The sequence below is a fragment of the Homoserinibacter sp. YIM 151385 genome (genome assembly GCF_027912415.1).
Taxonomy (GTDB): domain Bacteria; phylum Actinomycetota; class Actinomycetes; order Actinomycetales; family Microbacteriaceae; genus Schumannella.
Window position 1 is genome coordinate 2,063,991 of record NZ_CP115175.1, and the last position, 26,793, is coordinate 2,090,783.

At 73.2% G+C, this 26,793-nt stretch carries 23 protein-coding genes; 15 read left to right on the forward strand and 8 right to left on the reverse strand.

Going from position 1 to position 26,793, the window contains the following annotated elements; genetic code table 11:
• Positions 1 to 42: 42 nt before the first annotated feature.
• Positions 43 to 5,676, forward strand: a complete 5,634-nt coding sequence (locus OF852_RS10080; protein ID WP_271119027.1) for a GH92 family glycosyl hydrolase — start codon at positions 43 to 45, stop codon at positions 5,674 to 5,676.
• 60 nt (positions 5,677 to 5,736) lie between these two features.
• Here the strand turns inward: OF852_RS10080 and OF852_RS10085 are convergent, their stop codons facing one another.
• The 3 genes from OF852_RS10085 to OF852_RS10095 form a co-directional block, all read right to left on the reverse strand.
• Complete coding sequence (locus tag OF852_RS10085) at positions 5,737 to 7,869, reverse strand: iron ABC transporter permease (RefSeq protein ID WP_271119028.1); 2,133 nt, start codon at positions 7,867 to 7,869, stop codon at positions 5,737 to 5,739.
• 20 nt (positions 7,870 to 7,889) lie between these two features.
• Positions 7,890 to 8,918: an iron-siderophore ABC transporter substrate-binding protein gene (locus OF852_RS10090; RefSeq protein ID WP_271119029.1), complete on the reverse strand. Its 1,029-nt coding sequence runs from the start codon at positions 8,916 to 8,918 to the stop codon at positions 7,890 to 7,892.
• A gap of 95 nt (positions 8,919 to 9,013) precedes the next feature.
• Complete coding sequence (locus OF852_RS10095; RefSeq protein ID WP_271119030.1) at positions 9,014 to 9,856, reverse strand: ABC transporter ATP-binding protein; 843 nt, start codon at positions 9,854 to 9,856, stop codon at positions 9,014 to 9,016.
• A 126-nt stretch (positions 9,857 to 9,982) separates the two neighbouring features.
• Here OF852_RS10095 and OF852_RS10100 point away from each other — a divergent pair, with 126 nt between their 5' ends.
• The gene (locus OF852_RS10100) at positions 9,983 to 10,636 is read left to right on the forward strand and encodes a hypothetical protein (protein WP_271119031.1); all 654 of its coding nucleotides are present in this window, start codon (positions 9,983 to 9,985) and stop codon (positions 10,634 to 10,636) included.
• Positions 10,633 to 10,869 carry a hypothetical protein gene (locus OF852_RS10105; RefSeq protein WP_271119032.1) on the forward strand — a complete coding sequence of 79 codons (237 nt, stop codon included), beginning with the start codon at positions 10,633 to 10,635 and terminating at the stop codon, positions 10,867 to 10,869. Before OF852_RS10100 ends, OF852_RS10105 begins: the two co-directional genes overlap by 4 nt.
• 38 nt (positions 10,870 to 10,907) lie before the next feature.
• On the opposite strand, the gene OF852_RS10110 is transcribed toward OF852_RS10105, so the two are convergent.
• The 4 genes from OF852_RS10110 to OF852_RS10125 form a co-directional block, all read right to left on the reverse strand.
• The gene (locus OF852_RS10110) at positions 10,908 to 12,083 is read right to left on the reverse strand and encodes a beta-1,3-glucanase family protein (RefSeq protein WP_271119033.1); all 1,176 of its coding nucleotides are present in this window, start codon (positions 12,081 to 12,083) and stop codon (positions 10,908 to 10,910) included.
• Complete coding sequence (locus OF852_RS10115; protein ID WP_271119034.1) at positions 12,083 to 13,429, reverse strand: glycoside hydrolase family 18 protein; 1,347 nt, start codon at positions 13,427 to 13,429, stop codon at positions 12,083 to 12,085. The genes OF852_RS10110 and OF852_RS10115 overlap by 1 nt, the downstream gene beginning before the upstream one ends.
• A gap of 389 nt (positions 13,430 to 13,818) precedes the next feature.
• Positions 13,819 to 15,201 carry an adenylosuccinate lyase gene (gene purB, locus OF852_RS10120; protein ID WP_271119035.1) on the reverse strand — a complete coding sequence of 461 codons (1,383 nt, stop codon included), beginning with the start codon at positions 15,199 to 15,201 and terminating at the stop codon, positions 13,819 to 13,821.
• The gene (locus OF852_RS10125) at positions 15,198 to 15,722 is read right to left on the reverse strand and encodes a low molecular weight protein-tyrosine-phosphatase (protein ID WP_271119036.1); all 525 of its coding nucleotides are present in this window, start codon (positions 15,720 to 15,722) and stop codon (positions 15,198 to 15,200) included. Before OF852_RS10125 ends, purB begins: the two co-directional genes overlap by 4 nt.
• Positions 15,723 to 15,871: 149 nt before the next feature.
• Between OF852_RS10125 and OF852_RS10130 the strand changes: the two genes are divergently transcribed.
• Together OF852_RS10130 and OF852_RS10135 are read left to right on the forward strand one after the other, a co-directional pair.
• Positions 15,872 to 16,180, forward strand: a complete 309-nt coding sequence (locus OF852_RS10130) for a hypothetical protein (protein WP_271119037.1) — start codon at positions 15,872 to 15,874, stop codon at positions 16,178 to 16,180.
• Positions 16,173 to 17,690 (forward strand): hypothetical protein, encoded by a 1,518-nt coding sequence (locus tag OF852_RS10135; RefSeq protein WP_271119038.1) that lies wholly within the window; start codon positions 16,173 to 16,175, stop codon positions 17,688 to 17,690. Before OF852_RS10130 ends, OF852_RS10135 begins: the two co-directional genes overlap by 8 nt.
• Here OF852_RS10135 and OF852_RS10140 read toward each other — a convergent pair.
• On the reverse strand, positions 17,665 to 18,072 hold the full coding sequence (locus OF852_RS10140; protein WP_271119039.1) for a phage holin family protein: 408 nt from the start codon (positions 18,070 to 18,072) through the stop codon (positions 17,665 to 17,667). The genes OF852_RS10135 and OF852_RS10140 overlap by 26 nt on opposite strands.
• 60 nt (positions 18,073 to 18,132) lie before the next feature.
• On the opposite strand from OF852_RS10140, the gene OF852_RS10145 reads away from it, so the two are divergent.
• From OF852_RS10145 to rpmG, 10 genes are all read left to right on the forward strand, one after another.
• Positions 18,133 to 19,200, forward strand: coding sequence for a histidinol-phosphate transaminase (locus tag OF852_RS10145; protein ID WP_271119040.1), 1,068 nt, complete (start codon positions 18,133 to 18,135; stop codon positions 19,198 to 19,200).
• A 23-nt stretch (positions 19,201 to 19,223) separates the two neighbouring features.
• Positions 19,224 to 20,339: a thiamine pyrophosphate-dependent dehydrogenase E1 component subunit alpha gene (locus tag OF852_RS10150; RefSeq protein ID WP_271119041.1), complete on the forward strand. Its 1,116-nt coding sequence runs from the start codon at positions 19,224 to 19,226 to the stop codon at positions 20,337 to 20,339.
• The gene (locus OF852_RS10155; RefSeq protein WP_271119042.1) at positions 20,336 to 21,313 is read left to right on the forward strand and encodes an alpha-ketoacid dehydrogenase subunit beta; all 978 of its coding nucleotides are present in this window, start codon (positions 20,336 to 20,338) and stop codon (positions 21,311 to 21,313) included. The genes OF852_RS10150 and OF852_RS10155 overlap by 4 nt, the downstream gene beginning before the upstream one ends.
• Before the next feature lie 22 nt (positions 21,314 to 21,335).
• Positions 21,336 to 22,793, forward strand: coding sequence for a dihydrolipoamide acetyltransferase family protein (locus OF852_RS10160; RefSeq protein ID WP_271119043.1), 1,458 nt, complete (start codon positions 21,336 to 21,338; stop codon positions 22,791 to 22,793).
• Between the two features lie 170 nt (positions 22,794 to 22,963).
• Positions 22,964 to 23,998, forward strand: a complete 1,035-nt coding sequence (locus OF852_RS10165) for a metal ABC transporter solute-binding protein, Zn/Mn family (RefSeq protein ID WP_271119044.1) — start codon at positions 22,964 to 22,966, stop codon at positions 23,996 to 23,998.
• Positions 23,995 to 24,843 (forward strand): metal ABC transporter ATP-binding protein, encoded by an 849-nt coding sequence (locus OF852_RS10170; protein ID WP_271119045.1) that lies wholly within the window; start codon positions 23,995 to 23,997, stop codon positions 24,841 to 24,843. Before OF852_RS10165 ends, OF852_RS10170 begins: the two co-directional genes overlap by 4 nt.
• Positions 24,843 to 25,715: a metal ABC transporter permease gene (locus tag OF852_RS10175; RefSeq protein WP_271119046.1), complete on the forward strand. Its 873-nt coding sequence runs from the start codon at positions 24,843 to 24,845 to the stop codon at positions 25,713 to 25,715. The genes OF852_RS10170 and OF852_RS10175 overlap by 1 nt, the downstream gene beginning before the upstream one ends.
• 23 nt (positions 25,716 to 25,738) lie before the next feature.
• The gene (locus tag OF852_RS10180) at positions 25,739 to 26,191 is read left to right on the forward strand and encodes a Fur family transcriptional regulator (RefSeq protein ID WP_271119047.1); all 453 of its coding nucleotides are present in this window, start codon (positions 25,739 to 25,741) and stop codon (positions 26,189 to 26,191) included.
• 192 nt (positions 26,192 to 26,383) lie between these two features.
• Positions 26,384 to 26,620 carry a 50S ribosomal protein L28 gene (gene rpmB / locus OF852_RS10185; protein WP_271119048.1) on the forward strand — a complete coding sequence of 79 codons (237 nt, stop codon included), beginning with the start codon at positions 26,384 to 26,386 and terminating at the stop codon, positions 26,618 to 26,620.
• Between the two features lies 1 nt (position 26,621).
• On the forward strand, positions 26,622 to 26,789 hold the full coding sequence (gene rpmG / locus OF852_RS10190) for a 50S ribosomal protein L33 (protein ID WP_271119049.1): 168 nt from the start codon (positions 26,622 to 26,624) through the stop codon (positions 26,787 to 26,789).
• Positions 26,790 to 26,793 lie beyond the last annotated feature (4 nt).

Here is a 26,793-nt window from a genome sequence, read left to right on the forward strand (position 1 = left end):
CTCGCGGGAGGCCTCGTCGCATCCCTCGCCGGCGGACTCCTCGTGGCCGGCAGCCCGGCCGTCGCGGCCGAGCTGAGCCCCTTCGAGGCGGTCGACCTCTTCATCGGCACCGAGCTCGATACGACGCAGAACAAGAGCAACGACGCCTACGGCAACACCTACCCGGGCGCCTCGGTGCCGTTCGGGATGGTGCAGCCCAGCCCGACCACCTACAAGCTGGGGGAGACGGCCGACCTCGTCCGCGAGAAGGGCGGCTACGAGTACACGGCGAATCAGATCCGCGGCTTCGGCATGACGCGCTACTCGGGCACCGGCTGCCACACCCGCTTCGGCGGCTACGAGTTCCCGACGATCCCCTTCACCGGCGAGCTCGGCGCGGAGGGCGTCCTCCCCCGCAATCCGGCGACCGATCACCGCTCCTACTTCCTCGGCTTCAGCCACGACGACGAGGTCGCCGAGCCCGGCTACTACGCCGTGACGACCGCCGACGGCACCACGAGCGAGCTCACCGCGACGGCCCGCACGGCCGTCAGCCGCTTCGACTTCAGCGGCGCGGAGGGCTCCACCCTCATCCTCGACGCCTCAGGCGCGAACAACCGCACCTTCGAGGTCTCCCTCGACATCGACGCCGAGACGCGCACGGTGAGCGGCTCGATGTACGGCACCGACGTCTGCGACAACGGCAACCACTACCGCGCCTACTTCTCCACCACCTACGACCAGGACTTCGCCTCCTTCGGCACCTGGGAGGACGCCGCGATGACCGCCGGGTCGACGAGCGCCGCGGTCGCCGGGGCGACGAGCTCCGACCAGCGCCACAAGACCGGCGGCTGGGTGACCTTCGCGGATGACGCGGTCGTCACCGCGACGACCGGCTTCAGCTACGTGAGCACCGGGTCCGCCGCGGCGAACGCGGCCGCGGAGGTCGGCGACGCCGGCTTCGACGAGGTCCGTGCGGACGCGCGCGGCGCCTGGGAGTCGGCGCTCGGGACCCTGGACGCCCAGGGCGGTACGGAGGAGGAGCGCACGAAGCTCTACACCGCGCTCTACCACTCGCTCCTCCAGCCGACCATCGGCCAGGATGTCGACGGCCGCTACCTCGGCTTCGACGGCCGCATCCACGAGGTCGCCGAGGGCCGGGACCTCTTCCGCCGCATCAACTTCGCGGGCCAGGGCTGGGACATGTACCGCAGCCAGGCGCAGCTCATCGCGATGCTGTTCCCGGAGGTCGCGAACGACATCAACCGCTCCATCGTGCTCCTCACCCAGCAGACCGGGCGCTGGTCGCCGGGGGCCGCGCGCATGTCGGGCGACAACTACCAGGTGATCCTCTCGACGCTCGACGCCTTCGGGGCGACCGACTACGACCGGCAGGCCGCGCTCGACTCGATGCTCCGGACGCAGCAGCTCCCCGCGACCGAGTCGACCCGCAGCAACGCGGCCCAGTACTTCGCGACCGGCATGATCGAGAACGCGAAGGGCGACTTCGCGACGAGCCGCGTCCTCGAGTACGCGGTCGACGACTTCGCGATCGCCCAGCTCGCGAAGCGCCTCGGCGACGAGGACGCCTACGACCGCATGATGGTCCGCGCCCAGAACTGGATGAACGTCTTCGACCCGCAGACCCAGCACATCCGCCCCCGGGCGCGAGCCGGCTTCGACCGGAGCTTCGATCTCCGCGGCCGCGACGGCACGGGCGGCGGGCAGTTCAACCAGTCCACCGGCTACCAGTATGGCTGGATGGTGCCCCACAACATCGGCACGCTCATCGAGAAGCGCGGCGGCATCGAGAAGTCCGCGCGCGAGCTCGACGTGCTCATGGCCCAGCTGGACGCGGGCGCGTACACGCAGACGGGCAACTACCTCTCCAACGAGGCCGCCCTGACGACCCCCTGGGTCTACAACTGGCTCCGCGCCCCGCACACCTCCACCGACGTCCTGCACCGTGCCGTCACCGAGCTGTACGACACGACGCCGTCTGGCCTGCCCGGCAACGACGACGAGGGCGCGCTGAGCTCCTGGTACGTCTTCGCGAACCTCGGCATCGCGCCCGTCATCCACGGCACCGCCGATCTCGTCGTGACCGCGCCCCTCTTCGAGCGCATCACGATCCGCAGCGCCGACAGCGACCGCGTCTACGACATCGTGGCGCCGGGCGCGGCGGCCGGCGGCGCCACCCGCTACACGACCGCACTGGAGGTCGACGGCGTCGCGCAGACGGCCTCCTGGCTGGATGAGGACTTCGCCCGCGACGGCGGCACGCTCGAGTTCACGCTCTCGGACCGCCCCGGCACCTGGGGCACGGGCGCGGGCGACGTCCCCCGCTCGCACACCGACGGCGCCGATGCCCGCAACAACGTGGGGACGACCCCGAACGGCCGCGGGAACCTCGGCTCGATGGACCTCAGCGACTGGTCGCTCTCCCGCGAGGGGCTCGCCGCGGCGGGCGCCGGACCGGGGCAGAAGATCCGTCACGGCAGCACCGGCATCGAGTTCACCTGGCCCCAGACCGATCCCGGCCGACCCGACAACTGGATCCCGCACGGTCAGCGGATCGAGCTCGGCGGGCGCACCGCCGGCAGCCTCGCCTTCCTCGGCCTCGCGACGAACGGCCCCGCCTGGGGCACGGCGGTCGTCGAGTACACCGACGGCACGACCCAGGACGTGCGCGTCGAGCTCGCGGACTGGAGCGCGAACCCCGTCGCGGGCGGCTCCACGCTCGTCACCGTCGGCTCGCGCAACAACATGGCGAACGGCTCCGCGAACGGCACCTTCCGGGTCTTCGGCACGCGCCCCGCGCTGCTCGACGTGACCAAGCGCGTCGAGGCCGTCATCCTGCCGCAGCAGACCGACCGCGGCATCATGCACATCTTCGACGTCGCGACCTCTGAGCAGGAGTACGTCGACCTGGACGCGCCGACCGGGACGCCGGAGCGCGTCATCCTGAACCCGACCGCCGACCCCTCGACCTCCCAGCACGTGACGTGGCGCTCGCGCAGCCCGCTGACGCTGCAGGGCACGGTCGAGATCCGGACGCCGGGCGGCGAGGTGCGCACGGTGCGGGCCGTGCAGAAGCCCGAGCGCTCGATCGGCGGGTACCCCGCGCGCAGCCACTCGGCGCGGATCACCGGTCTCGAGCCCGACACGGAGTACCAGTACCGCGTCGCGTCGGGGAGCCAGCGCAGCGTCTGGCGGACCTTCACGACGGCGGCCGCGGAGGCCGAGCCCTTCACCTTCCTCTACTTCGGGGACGCGCAGGAGGGGATCGGCTCCGTCTGGCACGACAGCGTCGACGCCGCCGTCGCCGCGAGTCCCGAGGCCGAGCTCGCCCTCTACGCGGGCGACATGGTGAACACCTCGACCAACGACAGCGAGTGGCGCGACTGGTTCGCGGGCATCGAGGACCTCGGCGCGCGCACCAACTCGCTCACGACGCCGGGCAACCACGAGGTCGGGCCGGAGCCGTTCATGGAGTCCTACCTCGACTCCTTCGAGTACGACGCGAACGGCCCCGTCGCCGCCGACGCCCTCGAGTACGAGCGGGAGTGGGGCGCGCACCTCGAGAAGATCCTCGAGGACACCGTCTACGTCACCGACTACCAGGGCGTGCGCTTCGTCTCGCTCAACGCGAACCGCGACGACATCTGCCCGATGCTCCTCTCCGGGGGCGCGACCTCGGGCTGCGAGGTCGGCAAGCGCGCGTGGATGACGGCGCAGGCGACCTGGCTCGACCGGGTGCTCCGGCAGAACCCGAACGAGTGGACGGTCGTGCTCGCGCACCAGCCCGTCTTCTCGACCGGCATCAGCGGCAACGGCCTCCGCGACGAGAGCGACTGGCGCCAGTACGTGCTGCCGGTGCTCGAGAAGCACGACGTGGATCTCGTCCTCCAGGGACACGACCACACCTACGGCCGCGGCCACCACTCCTCGACCGCGACCGGGATGCCGGGCGTGACCGCGGGTCCCGTCTACGTCGTCTCGAACGCGGGGCAGAAGCAGTACACGCTGCCGAGCGCCGACGACAACATCTGGACGCGGAACGGCGCGGTCGCCGTCCAGCGGGCGCAGGACACCTCGACCTTCCAGTCGATCCGGGTGGACGGCGACACGCTGAGCTACGAGTCGGTCGTCACCTACACGCGGCCCGGCGGCGCGGCGAGCACGCAGGCGGGCGACACGCTCGACCGCTTCACGATCACGAAGCGCGCCGACGGCGCGAAGTGGGTCACGGAGGCCGGCGTCGAGGTGCCGGACGCCTCGACCCCGCCGGTCAACCACGAGCGTCCGTTCAGCGGCACCTTCGACCCGGAGACCTTCGGCGAGGTCGTGTGGGAGGACGACTTCACGACCGACCGGCTCGACGAGTACGAGATCTTCGGCGACACCGCCGAGGCCTCCGCTGCGCTCTCGGTCGACACCGACGCGGGGGTGCTCGAGGCGCAGGCCGACGGCCGCCGCTGGAGCCACGTGGCGCTGCCGGCCGAGGCGGGCGAGCGCTTCGCGCTCATCGTGACCCCGGAGTCCATGGCGGGCACGGGGGCGAGCGAGGACAGCCTGTTCCTCGGCCTCACCGACGGCCCGACGAACCGTGCGCACAGCTGGTACAACCACTCGCGCCGATCGAGCGGTCTGGACATCGTGGAGCGCGGCGCGGGACGGAGCCTCTCCTCCGGTCGCGGCTCGCTCGCCGTGGCCTGGGAGCCGGGCGACCGTCTGGCGACCGTGCTCGACCAGGGCGAGCTGAGCTCCTGGATCGAGCAGGACGGCGAGTGGCAGCCGATCCGCTCTGGGCTCCTGCCGCTCACGATCGAGCGCTCCGTGTTCGAGGGCTGGGCGCCGACGCTGAGCCTCCGCCTCGATGCGGGCACGATCGGGATCGACCGCCTGACGCTCATCCAGCCGGGCGACGGCACGGTCGAGCCGCCGGAGCCGACGCTCGTGACGCCCGCGGCGGTGACCTTCGCGGATCTGCCGGGGACGGCATCCGACACCTTCACGGTGCCCGTGTCGGAGGGGGTCGAGTACCTCGTCGCCGACGACGTCGTGGAGCCGGGCACGCACCCGGGCCGCGGCGAGGTGACGGTGCGGGCGCGGGCGCTCGAGGGCTTCGCGATCCGGGAGGGCGCGACGGCCGACTGGAGCCTCCGCTTCACGGACGTCGAGGAGCCGGTCGAGCCGGTCGAGCCCGTCGCCCCCGACGCCTCGCAGCTGACCGACGCGAACCGCGGCGATGTCGCGGCCCCCGACCTCGCGCATCGCGGCCAGACGATCACGGTCGTCGTCGGCGAGCAGCACGCGGGCGCCGAGGTGCACGCCTGGCTGTTCTCGACGCCGACGCCGCTCGGGGCCGCGACCGTGGACGCGGACGGCGAGATCCGCGTCACCGTGCCCGCCCGCGCCGCCCTCGGCGACCACCGCCTCGCGGTCGCGCTCGCCGACGGCGAGCTCCTCGGCTGGGACGGGATGCGGGTCGCGGCGGCAGCAGACGACGGCGGATCCGACTCGGACGGATCCGGGACGGACGGGTCCGGGACGGATGGCGCGGGCGTCGACGGCCTCGCGGCCACCGGCACGGAGGCGGGTTGGGTCGCGGGCGCCGCGGTGCTCCTGCTTCTCCTCGGCGGCGGGATCGCGATCCTCGTCCGCCGCCGACGGGGCGCCGGTCCCGCAGCCTGACGCCGGCAGAGACACGGGGCCGTCCCGCTGCGATCGGCAGCGGGACGGGCCCGCGGCGTCTCAGGCGCGCGATCGCGCCAGCAGGAAGATGAAGTACGGCGCCCCGACGAGCGCGACGACGATGCCGGCGGGAATCTGCGCCGGGGCGATGACGGTGCGGCCGAGCACGTCGGCGATCGCGACGAGCGTCGCGCCGAGCAGCATCGCGACCGGCAGGATGCGGCTGTGGCGCCCGCCGACGAGCGCGCGCGCCGCGTGGGGGGCGATGAGGCCGACGAAGCCGAGCACGCCGATCGCGCTCACGCTGAAGGCCGCGAGCAGCGCCGCCGTGACGAGGAGCAGCAGCCGCGTGCGCTCGAGGCGCACGCCCGCGAGGCGCGGGGTGTCGTCGTCGAGCGCGAGGAGGTCGAGCTCGCGGCGGAACAGCGTCACGACCGCGAGGGCGAGGAGCAGCGCGCCCGCGACCGGCAGCGCGTCCGACCAGGACCGTCCGTAGGTCGTGCCCGAGAGCCAGGTGTAGATCGCCGGGGTGTCGTAGGGGTTCGCGCGCAGCAGCAGGAAGGTCGAGAGGCCCGCCGTCGCGTACCAGACGCCGATGCCGATGAGCACCAGCCGGTCGGCGCTGAGCCCGCGCCGCCAGGCGAGTCCGTAGACGAGCGCGAAGGCGGCGAGCGCGCCGAGGATCGCGGGCGGGAGGATGCCGGCACCCGCCGCCGCGCCCGTCGAGAGCGCGACGACCGCCCCCAGCCCCGCGCCGCCGGTGATGCCGAGGATGCCGGGCTCCGCGAGCGGGTTCCGGCTCGAGGCCTGCACGAGCGTGCCCGCGAGGGCGAGCGCCGCCCCCGCGGTGACGGCCGCGAGCACGCGGGGCGCCCGCTCGTCGAGCGCGAAGCGGATCACCGGGGCGGCCTCCCGCTGCGCCCACAGCGCGACGTCGCCGAGCAGCAGCCAGCGGTGTCCGCCGAGCAGCCCGATGACGACGGCCGCGACGAGCAGCACACCCGCGACGGCGACCACCGCGACGACGCGACCGCGGCCGCGCACCCCGATCGTCGCCGCCGGCGGACGCCGGGTGGGGCCCGCATCCCGGCTCCGCCGCGCGAGGACGATGAGCAGGAGCGCGCCGAGCAGCGTCGTCGCGATGCCGGTCGGGATCGAGGCGGCGGCCTCCGCGCCGATGAGGGCGCGGATCACGACATCCGCGAGCACCACGACGAGCGCGCCCACGAGCCCCGAGGCCGGCAGCAGGACGCCGTGCCGGTGGAGCGCCGGGACGACTCCGCCGAGGAGCCGCGTGATGACGGGCGCCGCGAGCCCGACGAAGCCGATCGGTCCCGCGAGCGTCACGGCGGCCGCCGTGAGGAGCACCGCGAGGAGCGTGCCGATCGCGCGTGTCGAGCGCACCGGGACCCCGAGCGATCGCGCCGTGTCGTCGCCGAGCGCCACGACATCCAGGCGCCGCGACAGGAGGACGCCGACGACGGTCGCGCCGATGACGACCGGTGCCGCCTGGAGGAAGGCGCCGAGGCCGAGCTGGCTGAGGCTGCCGCTCCCCCACGCGAACAGGCCGGTCGTCTCCTGCGCGAACAGGATGAGGATCGCGGAGGTCGCCGCCTGCAGGGCGAGCATGACCGCCGAGCCCGCGAGGATCAGCCGTGTCGTCGAGGAGCCCGCCCCGCCCGCGAGCCCGAGGACGATCGCCGCCGCCGCGAGCCCGCCGAGGAAGGCGACGCCGCCGGAGGCCCAGATCGGCACCGAGACGCCGAAGGCCGCGATGAGCGCGACCGCGAGGTAGGAGCCGCTCGTCACCGCGAGGGTGTCGGGCGAGGCGAGGGCGTTGCGGGCGAGCGACTGGAAGAGCGCGCCCGCGACGCCGAGCGCGAAGCCCACGGTGATGCCCGCCGCGAGGCGCGGGATGCGGGAGCCGAGCAGGATCTCCCGGGCACCGGCCTGCGCGGAGCCGTCGCCGGTGAGGACCGGCCAGAGCTCGGCGAGACCCAGCCCGGAGGTGCCCTGCGTGAGGTGGATGCCGGCCGCGAGGGCGAGCAGGCCGGCGACGAGCGCGATCGCCCCGACGGCCCGGACGGCGCCGGCGGCACGGCGCGCGCCCCCGCGGTCGGGGTCGCCGGGAGCGGGAGGCGGGACGGCACCGGGGGTGCCCGCCGCCTCCACGGCTCGCGTCTCGATCGCCACGACCTGCCCGCCTCGCGCGATCAGCGCGTGAGCGCGTCGACGTACGCGTCGAGGATCTGCTGGGCCGAGCGGGGGCCGCCGAAGGTCCAGATGCCGGTCGGGAAGCCGGCGATGCGGTCCTCCGCGACGGCGGGGATCGAGTTCCAGACGTCGTTCTTCGCGAGCTCCGGCATGATGTCGGTGTCGCCGTCGATCGTCGTCGTGTGCAGCAGGTAGGCGTCGCCGACGGCGGTCGCGCCCTCGATGTCGGTGACGCCGAGGCCGTAGGCCGGGTCGGCCTCGCCCGTCCACGCGTTCGTGAGGCCCAGCTCCTCGCCGAGGGCGCCGATGAGCGAGCCCTTGCTGAAGAAGCGGACCGAGACGTTGCCGCCGTCGATCCAGCCGTCGAAGTAGGCGAAGGAGTCGGTCACGAGCTCCGCGTCCGCGACGGCCTGCTTCGCCGCCGCGACGCTCTCGTCGAACTCGGCGAGCACCGCCTCGGCGCGCTCCTCGCGGCCGGTCGCCTGCGCGATGAGCTCGAAGGTGTCGGTCATCTGGCCGATCGGGTCGGCCGCGTCCGCGCCCTTCGTCGCGAGGACGGGGATGCCGTACTCCTCGAGCTGGCCGATGATCTCGTCGTCGGGCGCGGAGGCCTCGACGATGATGAGGTCCGGCTCGGCGCCGAGGATGGCGTCGAAGCTCGGCTCCTGCCGGGTGCCGACGTCGGTGACGCCCTCGGGCAGCGTCTCGGCGGTGTCCCACGTGGTGTAGCCCTCGACGTCGGCGACGGCGACGGGGGTGACGCAGAGGGTCAGCGCGTCCTCGATCTGCTGCCACTCGAGCACCGCGATCCGCTCGGCGGGCGCGTCGAGCTCGACCTCGCGGTCGAACGCGTCGGTCAGCGAGACGGGGCCGGTGGAGGTCGCGGTGGTGTCGTCGGCGCACTCGCCGCCCGCGGCGGCCGGGGCCTCGGCGTCGGCGCCCGGCTGGGTGGTGCCGCAGGCGGTGAGCAGCAGGAGGGGGAGGATCGCGGCGGCGCCGAGGGCGGCGCGCATGGTGCGGCGGGTCACGGGGTCTCTTCTCTTCGGTGATGGATGCGGTGGTGGGATGCGGTGCGGTGGTGCTGCGCGCGGCCGGGGCTCCGGACGGCGCACGGCGACGGGCCTCAGACCGGGATGCGGCTGATCCGCCGACCGCGCGGGTGCACGCGGAGGGCGCCGGTCGCGGGGTCGCGGTCGACGTCGATCGGGAGTCCGTACACCTCGGTCAGATGCGCGTCGGTGAGGACCTCGTGGGGTGCGCCGGCGGCGCGGACCCGGCCGTGCTCGAGCAGCACGACCTCGTCGGCGACGGCCGCCGCGTGGGCGAGGTCGTGGAGCACGACGCCGAGCGCGGTGCCGTGGTCCTCGGCGAGCTCGCGCACGAGGTCGAGCGTCTCGACCTGGTAGCGGAGGTCGAGGTGGTTGGTGGGCTCGTCGAGGAGAAGCACGCCCGTGTCCTGCGCCAGGCAGGTCGCGAGCCAGACGCGCTGGAGCTCGCCGCCCGAGAGCTGGTCGACGGGTCGGTGCTGCATGTGCTCGAGGCCGGTGAGCGCGAGCGCGCGGTCGATCGCGGCGAGGTCCTCGGCCCCCATGGCGGCGAAGCGCCGGCGGTGCGGGTGCCGGCCGAAGCCGACGACGTCGCGGACGTCGAGGCCGGAGGGATGCGGCCGGGACTGCGAGAGCAGGGTCACGCGGCGCGCGAAGTCGCGGGCGCTCAGGGCGGGCGATCCGGACGGGGCGGCCCCGGCATCCGGCTCCCCGTCCGTCGCGGTGTCGAGCACGTGCACGCGGCCGCCCTCGAGGCGGTGGAGGCGGGCGAGCGAGCGGAGCACGGTCGACTTGCCGGAGCCGTTCGGCCCGATGAGCGCGGTGACGACGCCGGGGCGGATGCGGACGGAGACGCCGTGCACGACCGTCTCGCGCTGATAGGCGAGGACGAGGTCGTCGCCGCGGAGCTCGGTGGTCACGTGGGGTGAGCTTAGCCTTACCTTTGCTCCGCGTCGAGCCGGGAGGGTCGACGGTCGCCGCCCGGTGCGGCCGAGCAGCCGGGCCGCGCGTAGACTGGCAGCGAAGTCCAGCAGGAAGGTCGCCGCGTGTCGAGACTCCCGGAGGCCGGATCGGCCGGTGCCCCCGCGAGCTCCGTCGCACCCGGCACCGCCTGGTCGCTCGTCCTCGCCCGCGGCATCCTCGCGCTCGCGATGGGCCTCCTCGTGACCTTCACCGCCGACCACTCCTGGGCGCTCGGCGGCCTCGCCCTCGCGATCTACGCGCTCAGCGGCGTGCCGCTCCTGCTCGCGATCCGGCGCGACCCCCTCGATGCGGCGACGCGACCGCTGCGCCTCGCACACGCCGTCGCGACGCTCCTCGTGCTCGTCGCGGCCCTCGCCTCCCTCGCCCTGCCGGGCTCGCTCCTCTGGATCGCGATCGGCTTCGCACTCGTCACGGGGGCGCTCGAGCTCGCCGCCGGCCTCCGCGGTCGCGGCCGGGTCCACGCCGCGCGCGACTGGGTCGTCGCGGGCGGGCTCACGCTGCTCCTCGGCCTCGCCCTGCTGCTCGTGCCCGCCGACCTCGCGCAGCCCTTCGTCGGCGACGAGGGCAATCGGGGTGTGCTCACGAGCGCGCTCTTCGTCGCCGGCCTCCTCGGCGCCTGGGGTGTCCTGCTCGGCGTGCTGCTCTCGATCTCGGCCGTCAGCCTCCGCGGGGACGCGCGCCCCGCGGCGGCCTCGGCGCCGGAGCCCGGCGCGTGAGCGGGCGCCCGAGCCGCCGCGACCGGACGCGGCCGGCCGAGCTCCTCGGCATCTCGGCCGTGCTCGCGCTCGGCGTCGGGGTGATCGTCTTCCTCGGCGTGCGCGAGTTCTCGACCGCCGCGGTGTGGGCCGGCATCGCCTTCATCGTCATCCTCGTCGTCATGGCGATGCTCGTCCTCGCGGCGAACCCCGAGGCGGGCCGCAAGCGCGACGACGAGCCGCGCGGGCACTAGCCGCCGCACCCCCGGTCGAGGAGGGAGCCGCGACCCCGCTACAGCGGCTCGATCGTGAGCTCCACGGCGCTCGCCGCGCCGTCCTCGATGTAGGAGGCGAAGGCCGCCACGTCGTCGAAGGCGAAGCCGTAGGCGCGCCCGTCCGAGTGCGCCACATGCGTCGCCGCCGCGTAGTGGTTCGTGATCGGCTGCCGGTAGAACTGCGAGGGATCGGTCGTCGGCTGCGAGGTGATGTCGCGCATCGTGCTCCGGTTGAGCGCGGCGCCGAGGATCGCGGCGATCGGCCCGCGGAGGCCGTCGTTGGGCGCATCCAGCTTGCCGTTGCAGAACAGCACGTCGCTCGTCGAGGGGCGCTCGAAGCGCACGCGCTCCGTGCCGCCCTGGAAGGCGACGAGCGAGCCGCCGTCCCGCCGGAGCCGGTACTGCCCGATCCCCGTGTCGACCGACATCTCGGCCGAGCTGTAGCGATCCCAGCTCTCCGCGATGTAGCCGTCGAAGTAGGTGCCGCTGAAGCGCCCCGCCCCGATGCCGTGGCTCGGCGCGATGACCCGGCGGTCGTCGACGACGAGCCCCGAGAACCCTTCCGTGTTCCGCAGCGTGTCGAAGAACGCCGCGCGCCCGCCCGGTTTCATGGCGCCGACCGTCTGATCGTTCACGCCCTGCAGCCGGATCGCGATCGGCACGCTGAACATGTCGACCTGCGTCGAGTTGCAGTACATCGCGCCGTTCTGGTGCGTGAACTCGAAGGAGTCGTAGAGGATGCCGAACGACGGATCGCTCTCGACCCACCCGGCCGGGTGCGCGATCCCGGGGCCGGCCGCGGTGTCCACGACCTTGAAGGGGATGCGCTCGCCGAGCGAGAGGTAGATCCGGCCGGACATCGGCTGCGGCAGCTGGATGGTGCCCCAGTCGGTGAGCGGGAAGCCGTAGACGGCCGTGCCGCCGGGCCCGGAGTTGTCGCCGAGGCTGGCGGGCACGAAGGCGCCCGAGAGGTCGACGTGCCCCTGCTGGCCCGTGTCGATCCTCGTGCCGACGACGTGGACCCAGACGTTCTGGTTCTCGTAGGCGCCGGAGAGGTTCCGGATGGTGATCGGCAGGCCCGCGGCCCGCGCCGGGGCGGGCGCGAGGAGCCCGCCGCCGGTCGCGAGGCCGAAGGCGCCCACCGCGCCGAGCGCGGCCGTGCCGAGGAATCCGCGTCGCGTCAGGCCGCCCATCAGCGCAGCCCCTCGCCGATCGCGTGGACGAGCTCGCCGTCGGCGGTGTCGCCGCTGAGCTCCCAGAAGAAGGCGCCGCCGAGGCCCTGATCCTTCGCCCAGCTCATCTTGCCGGCGATGGTCTCGGGGGTGTCGTAGCTCCACCACTGGCCGTCGCAGAAGGCGTAGGCGGTGCCGCCGACCTCGCCGGTCGCGGGGCAGCGCTCCTTGAGCACCTTGTAGTCCTCGATGCCGGGCTCGTACTGGCCGGGCGCGGGGCCCGTCGCGGTGCCGCCGGGGGCCTCCTGCGTGACGCCCGTCCAGCCGCGGCCGTAGAAGCCGATGCCGAGCAGGATCTTCTCGCTCGGGACGCCGAGGCTCGTGAGCTTCGCGATCGCGGTCTCGGAGTCGAAGCCGGGGTTCGGCGCGCCCGCGAAGTCGGTGAGCGGCGAGTGCGGGGCGGTCGGACCCTGCGCCGCGAAGGCGCCGTAGTAGTCGTAGGTCATGGGCATGATCCAGTCGAGGTACTGGGCGGCCCCGCCGTAGTCGGCGAGGTCCATCTTGCCGCCGTCGGTGCCGTCGGCCGTGATCGCGCTCGTCACGAGGTCGGTGCCGAACTCGTCGCGGAGGGCCTTGATGACCTCGCGGTAGGCATCCGGGCCGGACGTGTCGCAGCTGAGGCCGCACGCGTTCGGGTACTCCCAGTCGATGTCGATGCCGTCGAACACGTCGGCCCAGCGCGGGTCCTCGACGAGCGCGCGGCACGACTGCGCGAAGGCGACCGGGTTCTGCGCCGCCTGACCGAAGCCGCCCGACCAGGACCAGCCGCCGAACGACCAGATCACCTTGAGGTCGGGGTTCGCGGCCTTGAGCTTGCGGAGCTGGTTGAAGTTGCCGCGGAGCTCCTGGTCCCAGGTGTCGGCGACGCCGTCGACGCTCTCCTCGGCGGTGTGCGCCTTCTCGTAGGCGGGGTAGCTCTCGCCGATCTGGCACGCCCCGTTCGTCACGTTGCCGAAGGCGTAGAGGATGTGGGTCAGCTCCTCGGCCGAGCCGCTCGTCGCGATGTTCTTGACGTCGTAGTTGCGGTTGTAGACGCCCCACTCGGCGAAGTAGCCGACGACCTTCCGGTCGGCGGCGGCGGCGGCGGCGGTGGTGGTGGTGGTGGCGGTGGTGGTGGTGGCGCCGGCGGTGGTGGCGGTGGCGGCGCCGGCGGTGGTCGCGGGGCCGGTCTGCGCGATCGCGGGGGCGAGGGGGAGGGCGAGCAGCGCCGCCGTGGCGAGCGCGATCGCACCCCCGATCCGGCGCCGGCGCGATGCCTCCGGCGCGTGGCGCCCGGTCGAAGCTGACTTCATCGTCTTCCCTTTCATCACGGTCTCCATGGACAGCCCTGGGGGGATGTCGGGACGCTAGCAACCGGGATGCGCCCCCCGAAAGGGGGTCAGCGGGCGCGAGCGGCCGGGACCCCCCGACTCCCCTTGCGCCAAAAGGAAAGACTCCGAACAAAAAAATTGGAAACGTTTACGGAATTGCGGCGTGTCGAACGCGAGCATCCGTCGTCTCAGTGCCCCACGACCCGCCGCGCCAGGCCGCAGCCCGCCCACACCCGCCCGCACTCGCATCCCGTAGATGTGAGTTTCTCCGCGTTCGCGGCGAGGATCCGTGCGGCGAATGCGGAGAAACTCACATCGCGCGCGGGATGGCGGCGCGATGAGGCGCGAGGGATGCCGCCGCGACGTGCGCGGAGGGAGGGGCGGGGCTACTCCCCCAGGTGGTCGACGAGCGCCGGCGCGACGCCGATGTACGTCGCCGGCGTGAGCGCCGTGAGGCGCTCCTTCGCCTCGGCGCCGATGTCGAGCCCCTCGACGAAGGCGACGAGCTCGGCCTGACCGACCCGCCGGCCTCGCGTGAGCTCCTTGAGCAGCGCGTACGGGTCCTCGATCGAGGAGCGCCCGGCCGTCACCTCGGCGCGGATGACGGTCTGGATCGCCTCGCCGAGGACCTCCCAGTTGCCGTCGAGATCGGCCGCGAGCGCCGCCTCCGCGACCGCGATCTCGCCGAGGCCGCGGTGGATGTTGTCGAGTGCGAGGAGCGAGTGCCCGAGCGCGACGCCGATGTTGCGCTGCGTCGTCGAGTCGGTGAGGTCGCGCTGCAGTCGGCTCGTCACGAGCGTCGCGGCCAGCGAGTCGAGCAGCGCGCAGGAGAGCTCGAGGTTCGCCTCCGCGTTCTCGAAGCGGATCGGATTGACCTTGTGCGGCATCGTCGAGGAGCCGGTCGCGCCCGCCTGCGGCACCTGCGAGAAGTACCCCATCGAGATGTAGGTCCACACGTCGGTGCAGAGGTTGTGGAGGATGCGGTTCGCGTGCCCGACCGCCTGGAAGAGCTCCGCCTGCCAGTCGTGCGACTCGATCTGGGTGGTGAGCGGGTTCCAGGTGAGCCCGAGGGAGGTCACGAAGTCACGCGAGATCGCCTGCCAGTCGGCCTCGGGGTCGGCGGCGGCATGGGCCGCGAAGGTGCCGGTCGCGCCGCTGAACTTGCCGAGGTACTCGCCGCGCTCGATGCGCGCGAGCTGGCGCTCCAGGCGGTGGACGACGACGGCGAACTCCTTGCCCACGGTGGTGGGCGTCGCGGGCTGCCCGTGCGTGTGGGCGAGCATCGGCACGTCGCGGGTGCGCTCGGCCCACTCCCGGAGCTTCGCGACGACCTGGCGGGCGCGGGGCAGCCACACCTCGGCCACGGCGGCGCGGACGGTCAGGGCGTAGGAGAGGTTGTTGATGTCCTCGCTCGTGCACGCGAAGTGGGTGAGCTCGGCGACCCGCTCGAGGCCGAGGGCGTCGAGGCGCTCGCGGACGAGGTACTCGACGGCCTTGACGTCGTGGCGGGTGGTCGCCTCCAGCTCGGCGAGCCGATCGATCTCGGGCTGCGCGAAGTCGGCGGCGAAGGCGCGGAGCGCACGCGCCTGCTCCGCCTCGAGCGGCGAGGAGCCGAACATCCCGCGCTCGGTGAGGGCGATGAGCCACTCGACCTCGACGTGGACGCGGGCGCGGTTGAGACCCGCCTCGGAGAGGTGCTCGCCGAGCCCCTGGACCGCGGCGCGATAGCGGCCGTCGAGCGGACTGAGGGGCTGGGGAGGCAGGCTCATGGAGCTCCTTGTCGGATTCCCGGTTCGATCTGGCTGAACAGCGCGAGGCTCGCGCGCTCGATCATGGCGAGCACCGCGGCGAAGTGCACGGCGTCGGAATAGTAGGGGTCGGGCACGTCGATGGCGTCGCCGCTCTCGGGATCGAAGCCCAGCAGCAAGTGTACCTTCGCGTGATCGAGCTCGGTCGGCGCCTGGGCGCGCAGGATGCGCGCCTGTCCGCGGTCGAAGGCGACCACGAGGTCCAGCTCGTCGAACCACGCGGGGTCGAACTGCTTCGCGCGGTGCTCCGAGCCGTCGTAGCCGCGGGCGGCGAGGGCGGTGACGGTGCGGTGGTCGGCGTTCTCGCCGACGTGCCAGTCCCCCGTGGCCGCGCTCGAGACCTGCAGCGAGCGCTCCATCCCGTGCCGTCGGATGAGGTCGCGGAACACGGCCTCGGCCATGGGCGAGCGGCAGATGTTGCCCGTGCAGACGAAGCACACGCGGAACGGCGCGGGCGCGCCGCCGCGAGGAGCAGGGGTCATCTCCCCATTCTGTCCTCGGGCCCCTCTCCCCAACAGCCCTGTTCCGGTCCGTCTTGTCCACCATCCGGCCGCAGACGACGTGACGCGCGCGCCATCCGGGGCACGATCGACGCCCGGCCGCGGTCCCGGCCGGAGAAGAGGAGCAGGGGATGCAGAGCGCGTCGGTGCTGGAGATGACGGCGGTCGGAGCAGGCGGGATGCCGCGGCAGTCCGCGGCGACGGAGCTCGCGCGGGAGCAGCTGCGCGAGCAGGGCGTGCGGGTTCGCGGCATCGCCGCGGACGCCGCCGTCGACGCCGCCGCGCCGCCCGGCATCCCGGAGGACGAGTGGACTGGGGATGCGGCGCACGCCTTCCAGGTGGCGCGCGGGCGGTGGGTCGTCCAGCTCCGCGGCGCGCTCGACGCCTGCGAGGACCTCGCGCTCGCGATCGACCGCAGCGTGGCGGCGCTCGGTGGCTGAGGACGGCGGCCCCCTGCTCGTCCGCGGCGGCGGGCACCTGGGCGTCTCGACCGACCGCATGCTGCAGTGCGCCGACCGCCTCGCCGAGGTCGAGGATCGCCTCGACGAGCGGGTCCGCCGCCTGATCGCGGTCGTGGTCGAGCTGGACGAGGCCTCGACCCGCTCCGCCGCTGCGGCCTCCGCCATGGCCGTGCCGGCCCCGGAGCCCACGGCGCTCGAGGCGGAGCACCGCACGGCGGCCGCACGCGACGCCGCCGCCGAGCTCCGGACCCGGCTCGCCGCCGCGGCCCGCGCCTACGAGGATGCCGAGGAGGGGCTGATCGGCACCTCCGGCGGGCTCGTCGGCCTGCTCTCGCTCATGCTCGGCCCCTCGGTCCGGCTCCTGCTGCCGGTGCTCATCGCGGGTGCGGTGGGCGCGACGGCGGCCGACCGGATCCTGGGATGGCTCGCGGGCGGTGACGACGACCGGCCCGCGCTCGCCGCCGTCGGCCGCTTCATCGGCGAGCACCCCGAGCTGCTCTCGAACCCGCTCTTCGCCGAGCTCGTCGGGATCGCGCGCGGGGGCGTCGACGAGGCGATCGCGGGGTTGCTCATGCCGGGCGGGGGCCGCGAGGCGATGCTCGCGCTGAGCCTGCTCGGGCTCGGGCCCGCCGCCTCCGGCGCGATCGTGCTGGGCGCCGCTCGCGCCGTCGGCCTCCTGCGCGACTCGCCGGTCTCGATCGAGCGGGGCCGGACGGGAGCCGCGACGCCCGCGATCGGGATGCGGGAGCGGCTCGAGCGCGTCCCGGCGAGCGGCGACCAGGTGCGCATCGAGCGGTACACGGCGCCGGGCGAGCCGGAGCGCTTCGTGGTGTACGTCGCGCCGACGCGCACCTTCAGCCCGGAGCTCACCTCGGAGCCCTGGGATCTCGCGAGCAACGTCGGCGGCGTCGCGGGCGAGCCGGCCGCCTCGCTCCGCGCGACCGAGCTCGCGATGGCGGAGGCCGGGATCGGCGCCGACGACGAGGTGACGATGATCGGCTTCTCGCAGGGCGGGCTCGTCGCGGCGCACATCGCCGCATCGCCGGGGTGGAACGTCACCGGTCTCGAGACCGCCGGCGCCCCCATCGGCGGCATCCCCCTCGACGGCGACCTCGCGGGCGTGAGCATCGAGCACCGGGAGGACTTCGTGCCGAAGCTCGCGGGCGAGCCGGTCGCGGAGGGGCGCACGCTCGTGCAGCGCGAGCTGTTCGCCGGGCGGTCCCCGGCCGCCGACGAGCCGGTGCCCGGCCACCAGATCACCGGCTACCTCGAGACCGCCGGGGCGGTGGACCGTGCCGGCTCCGCCGCCGTGCGCGACCGCGTCGACGGGATCGACGACGCGCTCGCGCGCTACTCCCCCGAGCGCGGCGGCACGGTCGAGGCGGTCACGTACCGCGCGGAGCGGCTCGTCGACGAGCGGGATGTGGTGCTGAGCCCGCGGAGCGCCCCCGCGACGCCCTGGTCTACCGGGTCTCCCGACGGCCCATGAGCGGTCGGAGGAGGACGCCGATCAGCCAGCTGAGCAGGCCGAGCACGACCGCGCCGAGCACGCCCCACCAGAAGGACTCCACGCGGAGGCCGAAGCCGAAGAGGGAGGAGATCCACGCCACGAGCAGCAGCAGGAGGCCGTTGACCACGAGGGCGAGCAGACCGAGCGTGAGGAGGTACAGCGGGAACGCCACGATGCGCACGAAGTTGCCGATGACCCCGTTGACGATGCCGAAGATGAGCGCGACGAGGAGGAAGGTGAGCACGCTCGCGAGCGTGTCGCCGGGCGCGAACGGCACCACCGCGACGTGGCCGCCGAGCAGCAGCGTCGTCAGCCAGAGCGCCAAGGCGTTGATGACGAGCCTGAGGATGAACCGACCCATGTCGACCATTCTCGCAGGCGCGACCGCGGATGGCGCGCGCCGCCGCTCTAGGCTGGGCCCATGGCCGTCACCCTGCGTCCCGAGATCGCCGCGCTCACGCCCTATCGGCAGGGCCGGCCGGCCGCGGCCGACGCGTTCAAGCTCTCCTCCAACGAGAACCCGGCGCCCCCGCACCCGGCCGTGCTCGAGGCGATCGGCCGCTCCGAGCTCAACCGCTACCCCGACGGAGCCGCCGTCGCGCTCCGTGAGCAGCTCGCCGCCCGTCACGGGCTCGCGCTCGATCAGGTCCACGTCGGCGCCGGCTCGGTCTCCATTCTCGGCCAGCTCATCCTCGCCGCGGCCGGCCCCGGCGACGAGGTGCTCTACGCCTGGCGCTCCTTCGAGGCCTACCCCGGGCTCGTCACGGTCGCGGGTGCGACGAGCACGACGGTGCCGCTCCTCGAGGGCGCGCGCCACGACCTCGAGGCGATGGCCGCCGCCGTCACCGAGCGCACCCGGGTCGCGATCGTCTGCTCCCCCAACAACCCGACGAGCGCCATCGTCACCGAGGCGGAGTTCCGCGCCTTCCTCGCCGCGGTCCCCGAGACGCTGCTCGTCATCCTCGACGAGGCCTACCGAGAGTTCGTCACCGACCCGGAGGCGGTCGACGGGATCGGGCTGCTCGCCGAGCACCCGAACCTCGTCGTGCTCCGCACCTTCTCGAAGGCCTACGGCCTCGCCGGCCTCCGCGTCGGCTACGCCCTCGGCGAGGAGACGCTGCTCGACGCGGCCCGCTCCGCCGCCATCCCGCTCTCCGTCACGGAGCCGGCGCAGCGCGCCGCGCGCGCCGCCCTCGACCACCAGGGCGAGATCCTCGAAGGCGTGGCCGAGCTCGTCGAGCGTCGCGAGCGCGTCGCGGAGGCGCTCCGGGCCCAGGGCTGGGCGATCGCGGGTCCCGAGGGCAACTTCGTCTGGCTCCCGACGGGCGAGCACACGGCGGCCGCCGCCGAGGTCCTCGAGCGTCACGGGATCGTCGCCCGCGTCTTCCCGCCGGACGGCGTCCGGGTCTCCATCGGGGAGGAGGCATCTGTCGAGAAGCTCCTACAGGCTGCCGCCGAGGTTTGGCGGAGTTCGACAGAACGAGGCTGAATCGCGCGGATAGGGTAGTCAGCATGTCCACCACGGAGGCGACGATCCAGCTGCTCTCGCCCGAGGGCCGGATCGTGCGGAACGCGGCGACCGAGTCCTATCTCCCCCTCGTCGAGGCGCTGAGCGACGAGCAGCTCCAGGAGCTCCACCGCCAGATGGTCGTCACGCGACGATTCGACATCGAGGCCGGCAACCTCCAGCGGCAGGGGCAGCTCGCGCTCTGGATCCCCAGCCTCGGTCAGGAGGCGGCCCAGGTCGGCTCCGGCTACGGCGCGCGCCGCCAGGACCACGTCTTCCCCGCCTACCGCGAGCACGCCGTCGCCCGCATCCGCGGCGTCGACCTCATGCGCATCATCGAGATGCTCCGCGGCCTCGATCACGGCGGCTGGGATCCGAAGGCGCACAACAACTTCCACCTCTACACGCTCGTCATCGGCTCGCAATCGCTCCACGCGACCGGCTACGCCATGGGCCTCCGTCTCGACACGGCGATGGCCACGGGCGACCCCGACCGCGACGAGGCCGTCATCGTCTACTTCGGCGACGGCGCCACCAGCCAGGGCGACGTCAACGAGGCCTATGTCTTCGCCGCCAGCTACCAGACGCCCCAGGTGTTCTTCCTGCAGAACAACCACTGGGCGATCTCCGTGCCCGTCGAGCGCCAGTCGCGCACGCCGCTCTATCTGCGGGCCGCGGGCTTCGGCATCCCGTCCGTCCAGATCGACGGCAACGACGTGCTCGCGAGCTACGCCGTGACCCGGGCGAGCATGGATGCCGCCCGTGCCGGCGAGGGCCCTCGTTTCATCGAGGCGCTCACCTACCGCATGGGCGCCCACACGACGAGCGACGACCCCACGAAATACCGTCAGAACGAGGAGCTCCACTACTGGGGCGAGCGCGACCCGATCACGCGATACGAGGCCTTCCTCCGCGAGCGCGGCGCCGGCGACGAGGTCTTCGCCGGGATCGCGCAGGAGGCGGAGGACCTCGCCGCCGACACCCGGCGGCGCACCCTCGACGCGCCGGATCCGCCGCTGTCGAAGATCTTCGAGCACGTCTACACCGAGCCGCACGTGCGCATGCGCGAGCAGCAGGCGTGGCTCGAGCAGTACGAGGCCGGCTTCGGAGGCGACGCATGAGCCAGACGCTCACGATGGCGAAGGCCATCAACCTCGGCCTGCGCAAGGCCATGCTGGATGACGACCGCGTCCTCCTCATGGGCGAGGACATCGGGCCGCTCGGCGGCGTCTTCCGCGTGACGGAGGGCCTCCACGCCGAGTTCGGCGGCGACCGCGTGCTCGACACCCCGCTCGCCGAGGCCGGCATCATCGGCACGGCGATCGGTCTCGCGATGCGCGGCTTCCGCCCGGTCTGCGAGATCCAGTTCGACGGCTTCATCTTCCCCGGCTTCGACCAGATCACGACCCAGCTCGCGAAGCTCACCGCCCGGCATGCCGGGCAGCAGGCGTTCCCGGTCGTCATCCGCGTGCCCTACGGCGGCCACATCGGCGCCGTCGAGCACCACCAGGAGAGCCCCGAGGCCTACTTCGCGCACACCGGCGGCCTCCGCCTCGTGAGCCCCGCGACCCCGCACGACGGCTACCACATGATCCAGCAGGCGATCCGCAGCCAGGATCCGGTCCTGTTCCTCGAGCCGAAGAGCCGCTACTGGCCGAAGGGCGAGGTGGACGTCGACGGCGACCCCGGCGAGCTGCACGAGTCGCGCATCGTCCGCGAGGGCACCGAGGTGACGGTCGTCGGCCACGGCGCCATGGTCGCGACCCTCCTGCAGGCCGCCGAGCTCGCGGCGCAGGAGGGCACCAGCATCGAGGTCGTCGACCTGCGCTCGATCTCGCCCATCGACTTCGAGCCGATCGTGCGCAGCGTGCAGAAGACGGGTCGGCTCATCGTCGCCCAGGAGGCGCCCGGCAACGTCAGCGTCGGCTCCGAGATCGCCGCGACCGTCGCGGAGCGCGCCTTCTACTCGCTCGAGGCCCCCGTCCTCAGGGTCAGCGGCTTCGACACCCCCTTCCCCCCGGCGAAGCTCGAGTCGGCGTACCTCCCGGATGCCGATCGCGTCCTCGAGGCCGTCGACCGCGCGCTCGCCTACTAGCCGCCGCCGACGAGGAGACCACATGACTGTGTCGGAGTTCCCGCTTCCCGATGTCGGGGAGGGACTGACCGAGGCCGAGATCGTGCACTGGAAGGTCGCCCCGGGGGATGCCGTCCGCGTCAACCAGGTCCTCGTCGAGATCGAGACCGCCAAGTCGCTCGTCGAGCTGCCCTCCCCCTTCGCGGGCACCGTGTCGGAGCTCCTCGTCGAGGAGGGGGCGACCGTCGAGGTGGGCACCCCGATCATCCGGGTGGACTCCGCGGCCGGCTCGATCGAGCTCCAGGCGCCCGGCGACGAGGAGCCGACCGGCCACGTGACCGACCGGGCGGACGCCCGCCACACCGCCCCGACCGAGCCGTCCGCGCCGGCACCCGTCGCGGACGCCGCGGAGGCGCCCCAGCCGGCGGCGCCCGCGGCGGAGGAGGGCGGCGGCGCCGTCCTCGTCGGCTACGGCACGAAGGGCGGCCACGCCAGCACCCGCCGCCGTCGGCCCGCACGACCGGAGTCCGCGCAGGCCGACGCCGCGGAGGCCGCAGGGGCTGCCGCCGAGGGCGCGCCGGCCGGTGCGGAGGCCGCGGGGCAGGGTGCGCGTCCCGCATCCGTGCCCGCCGCATCCGCGACCCCCGTCATCGCGAAGCCCCCGATCCGCAAGCTGGCGAAGGACCTCGGCGTCGACCTCGCGACCGTGCAGGCGACCGGCCTCGTCGGCGAGATCACGCGCGACGACGTCATCCGCCACGCGCAGCAGGCGAGCGTGTTCCGCAACATCGAGACGCCCGAGTGGGGCGAGGAGCGCGAGGAGCGCATCCCCGTCAAGGGCGTCCGGAAGGCGATCGCGGCCGCCATGGTGAAGAGCGCCTTCACAGCGCCGCACGTGAGCGTCTTCAGCGACGTCAACGCGACCCGGACGATGGAGTTCGTGAAGCGCCTCAAGGCCTCGCCGCAGTTCGCCGGCATCCGCGTGAGCCCGCTGCTCGTCATGGCGAAGGCCGTGATCTGGGCGGTGCAGCGCAACCCCAGCGTGAACTCGACGTGGACCGACCAGGAGATCGTGGTCCACCACTACGTGAACCTGGGGATCGCGGCGGCGACGCCGCGCGGCCTCATCGTGCCGAACCTCAAGGACGCGCAGGACATGTCGCTCCGCGAGCTCGCGCAGGCGCTCGAGCAGATGACGCTCACGGCTCGCGACGGCAAGACGCAGCCGGCCGAGATGGCGAACGGCACCATCACGATCACGAACCTCGGCTCCTTCGGCATGGACACGGGCACCCCGATCCTGAACCCGGGCGAGGTCGGGATCGTGGCGCTCGGCGCGATCAAGCAGAAGCCGTGGGTGATCGACGGCGAGGTGCGACCGGCGTTCGTGACGACGGTGGGCGCCTCCTTCGACCACCGCGTCGTGGACGGGGATGTCGCGAGCCGCTTCACCGCGGACATCGCGGCGGTCCTCGAGGAGCCCGCCCTCCTCCTCGACTGACCCCGCCCCGCTGCCCCTCCGCCCTGGCGCAAGAGACACGTCTCTTGCGCCGCAGACGCTCGTAGACGGGTGTCTGCAACGCAAGAGACGTGTCTATGGCGAGGAGGGGCGAGCGGCTTATTGAGAACCGTTTTGACAATGGTTCTCGATTCGGCGTAGCGTTCCCTCTCGTGACCCGACTTCGCGCCCGCCGCCTCGCCCTCCCCGCCCTGCTCGCCCTCCCGGCGCTCGCCCTCGCGGGATGCGCGGGCGGCACCCCCGCGGAGTCCGGCGACGGCACGCTGCAGGTCGTGGCCTCGACCGACGTCTACGGCTCCCTCGCGAGCTCGGTCGGCGGCGACCGCATCGACGTCACGAGCCTCATCGAGGGCGCCGCGCAGGACCCGCACTCCTACGAGGCGAGCGCCCGCGACCGCCTCACGCTCAGCCGCGCCGACCTCGTCATCGTCAACGGGGGCGGGTACGACGCCTTCGCGACCCAGCTGCTCGAGGCGGATGCGAGCGAGACCCCCGTGATCGACGCGGTCGAGGTCTCCGGCGTCGCCGAGGGAGCCGAGGACCACGAGCACGCCGAGGACGAGGAGCACGCCGACGAGGCCCACGCCGAGGACGACGAGCACGCCGAGGACGACGAGCACGCCGAGGACGAGCACGACCACGAGGGCCACGACCACATCGAGGGCGTCAACGAGCACGTCTGGTACGACCTCCACGCGATGGACGCGCTCGCGCACGAGATCGCCCACGAGCTCGGCGAGCTCGACCCCGAGGGCGCCGAGACCTACGAGCAGAACGCGGCCGAGCTGGCCGACCGCCTCGACGAGGTGCACGACCGCCTGCACGGCCTCGAGGAGCTCGCCGCCGGTCGCGACGCCGCGATCACCGAGCCCGTGCCGCTCTACCTCCTCGCCGACGCCGGTCTCGGCAACGCGACCCCCGAGGCGTTCAGCGAGGCCATCGAGGAGGGCGCCGACGTCCCCCCGCTCGCCCTCCAGGAGCTGCTCGACACGATCGACGCCGGCGACCTCGCCCTGCTCGCCTACAATTCCCAGACGAGCAGCCCCGAGACGGAGCGCGTCCGCGAGGCCGCCGAGTCGGCCGGCATCCCGGTCGTGGACTTCTCGGAGACGCTGCCCGAGGGTGAGGACTACGTGAGCTGGATGGACGACAACGTCGACCGCCTGGAGCAGGCGCTGACCGCGTGAGCCCAGCCGCAGCATCCCCGACCGCCCCCGTCCTCGAGCTGACGGGGGCGTCGCTGCGCGTCGGCGACCGCGAGCTCTGGCGGGAGCTGGACCTCGTGGTCGCGGAGGCCGAGTTCCTCGCGGTCCTCGGCGCGAACGGCTCCGGCAAGACCAGCCTGCTCCGCGCGATCCTCGGCCAGCGGGCCCTCGACCGGGGCGAGGTCCGGGTCGCGGGAGAGCCGGCGCGCCGCGGCGACGCCCGGATCGGCACGATCCCGCAGCAGCGACCGCTCCCGCTCGGCACGCCGCTGCGCGGCCGGGACCTCGTGGCGCTCGGCGCGGACGGCCACCGCTTCGGCCTCCCCCTCCGCTCGCGCGAGACGCGGGAGCGGGTGGATGCGGCGCTCGCCGCGGTCGGCGCCGCCCACCTCGCCTCGACGCCCGTCTCGGAGCTCTCGGGCGGCGAGCAGCAGCGGCTGCGGGTCGCGCAGGCGCTCGTCGGCGACCCCGTGCTGCTGCTCTGCGATGAGCCGCTGCTGAGCCTCGACCTCCCCTCGCAGCAGACGGTCGCCTCCCTCATCGACGGCCGCCGTCGCCAGGCCGGCACCGCGGTGCTCTTCGTGACGCACGACGTCAACCCGGTGCTCGACATGGTCGACCGCATCCTCTACCTCGCGAACGGCCGCTTCCGGATCGGGACGCCGGCGGAGGTGCTGCGCTCGGAGGTGCTCTCGGAGCTGTACGGCACGCGCGTCGAGGTGCTGCGCGCGGCCGGCCGCGTCGCGGTGGTCGGCGTCCCCGAAGCGGACGTGCATCACGGCCACGGTCACGAGCACGCCCCCGAGCACGGCGGCGAGCTGCGCTGATGGGCGACTGGCTCTCGCAGGTCTTCGACTTCCGCGACTACGGCGCGCTCCTCGCGCTCGTGCAGAACTCGATCATCGCGGCGGCGCTCCTCGGCGTCGTGGGCGGCCTCATCGGCGTCTTCATCATGCAGCGCGACATGGCCTTCGCGGTGCACGGCATCAGCGAGCTCTCCTTCGCGGGGGCGGCCGCGGCGCTCCTCATCGGCGCGGATGTCGTGCTCGGCTCGATCGTCGGCTCGCTCATCGCGGCGGGGCTGATCGGCGTGCTCGGGGCGCGGGCGCGGGACCGCAACTCGATCATCGGCGTGCTCATGCCGTTCGGGCTGGGCCTCGGCATCCTGCTCCTCGCCCTCTATCCGGGGCGCAGCGGCAACAAGTTCGGGCTCCTCACCGGCCAGATCGTCGCGGTCGACGACCCGCAGCTCGGCTGGCTCGCGGGCGTCGCGATCGCGGTGACCGTCGTGCTGCTGCTCGTCTGGCGGCCGTTGAGCTTCGACAGCCTGGATCCGGAGGTCGCGGCGGCACGCGGGGTCCCGAGCCGCGCCCTCTCCCTGCTGTTCATGGCGATGCTGGGCCTCGTCGTGGCGGCGGCCGTCCACGTGACGGGCGCGCTGCTCGTGCTCGCGCTGCTCGTGACGCCCGCGGCGGCCGCGCTGCGGGTGTCCGCGAATCCGGTGCTCGTGCCGGTGCTGAGCATCGTCTTCGCGCTCGGCTCGGCGGTGGGCGGCATCCTGCTCGCGCTCGGCGGCACACTGCCGGTGAGCCCGTACATCACGACGATCTCGTTCCTCATCTACCTCGTCTGCCGCCTCGTCGCGTGGCGCCGGGATCGCGGCCGCCGTGCCGCGAGGCGCCTCGCGGGGGCACAATAGGGGAGGACTTCGGAGGTGACCGGATGGTCGTGAAGCGGAACACGTGGCAGCGCGAGGCCGTGCGCGAGGCGCTCGACGGGCGCGAGGGCTTCGTGAGCGCGCAGGCGCTGCACTCGGCGCTCCGCGACGCCGGCTCGCACATTGGGCTCGCGACCGTGTACCGGGCGCTCGCCGACCTCGAGCAGGAGGGCGCCGCGGACTCGCTCCAGCAGGAGGGCGAGAACCTGTACCGCGCCTGCACGCCGGGCAGCCACCACCACCACCTGATCTGCCGCAGCTGCGGCACGACCGTCGAGATCACGGCCGACGAGGTCGAGCAGTGGGCGCACGATGTCGCGGCGAAGCACGGCTTCACCCGCCCCGAGCACATCGTCGACGTCTTCGGGCTCTGCGCGGACTGCACCGCGGCGGCGGCCGCCGCGACCGCCGGCGCCGGCACGGCATCCCCCGCGGCGCCCCCGGCACCCGCCCCCTGACCCTCGACAGCTCCGAGCGCCCCGAACGCCTCGGCTGGACCTGCGCCCGATCCCTCGTGTACCCTCGGAGGGTTGCGCGGACTCCGTGCAGCTTCTTGTGCGCCGCCTGCATCCTCGGATCGGGTCTCGGCGCGCCGACAAGTGACCTTGGGTGGGGCTCTCGCCCCACGGTAGCCAGAAAAGGAAAGAACCATGGCAGCTGTGTGCCAGGTGACCGGAGCCGTTCCCGGCTTCGGACACAACATCTCGCACTCGCACCGCCGGACGAAGCGCCGCTTCGACCCGAACGTGCAGAAGAAGAAGTACTACGTCCCGTCGCTCAAGCGCACGATCACCCTCACGCTCAGCGCGAAGGGGATCAAGGTGATCGACGCCCGGGGCATCGAGTCGGTCGTGGCCGAGCTCCTGAAGCGCGGGGAGAAGATCTGAGATGGCGAAGCAGCAGGACGTCCGTCCCATCATCAAGCTCCGGTCGACCGCGGGCACGGGTTACACCTACGTGACCAAGAAGAACCGCCGCAACGACCCCGACCGCCTCGTGCTCAAGAAGTACGACCCGGTCATCCGCAAGCACGTCGAATTCCGAGAGGAGCGCTGATCGC

Coding starts and splice junctions, on each gene's coding strand:
- OF852_RS10130 (WP_271119037.1), top strand. CDS start 15,872: ATGCAGAGCGCGTCGGTGCTGGAGATGACGGCGGTCGGAGCAGGCGGG.
- OF852_RS10175 (WP_271119046.1), top strand. CDS start 24,843: ATGGGCGACTGGCTCTCGCAGGTCTTCGACTTCCGCGACTACGGCGCG.
- OF852_RS10180 (WP_271119047.1), top strand. CDS start 25,739: ATGGTCGTGAAGCGGAACACGTGGCAGCGCGAGGCCGTGCGCGAGGCG.
- OF852_RS10140 (WP_271119039.1), bottom strand. CDS start 18,072: ATGGGTCGGTTCATCCTCAGGCTCGTCATCAACGCCTTGGCGCTCTGG.
- rpmB (WP_271119048.1), top strand. CDS start 26,384: ATGGCAGCTGTGTGCCAGGTGACCGGAGCCGTTCCCGGCTTCGGACAC.
- rpmG (WP_271119049.1), top strand. CDS start 26,622: ATGGCGAAGCAGCAGGACGTCCGTCCCATCATCAAGCTCCGGTCGACC.
- OF852_RS10145 (WP_271119040.1), top strand. CDS start 18,133: ATGGCCGTCACCCTGCGTCCCGAGATCGCCGCGCTCACGCCCTATCGG.
- purB (WP_271119035.1), bottom strand. CDS start 15,201: ATGAGCCTGCCTCCCCAGCCCCTCAGTCCGCTCGACGGCCGCTATCGC.
- OF852_RS10160 (WP_271119043.1), top strand. CDS start 21,336: ATGACTGTGTCGGAGTTCCCGCTTCCCGATGTCGGGGAGGGACTGACC.
- OF852_RS10115 (WP_271119034.1), bottom strand. CDS start 13,429: ATGAAAGGGAAGACGATGAAGTCAGCTTCGACCGGGCGCCACGCGCCG.
- OF852_RS10155 (WP_271119042.1), top strand. CDS start 20,336: ATGAGCCAGACGCTCACGATGGCGAAGGCCATCAACCTCGGCCTGCGC.
- OF852_RS10110 (WP_271119033.1), bottom strand. CDS start 12,083: ATGGGCGGCCTGACGCGACGCGGATTCCTCGGCACGGCCGCGCTCGGC.
- OF852_RS10150 (WP_271119041.1), top strand. CDS start 19,224: ATGTCCACCACGGAGGCGACGATCCAGCTGCTCTCGCCCGAGGGCCGG.
- OF852_RS10125 (WP_271119036.1), bottom strand. CDS start 15,722: ATGACCCCTGCTCCTCGCGGCGGCGCGCCCGCGCCGTTCCGCGTGTGC.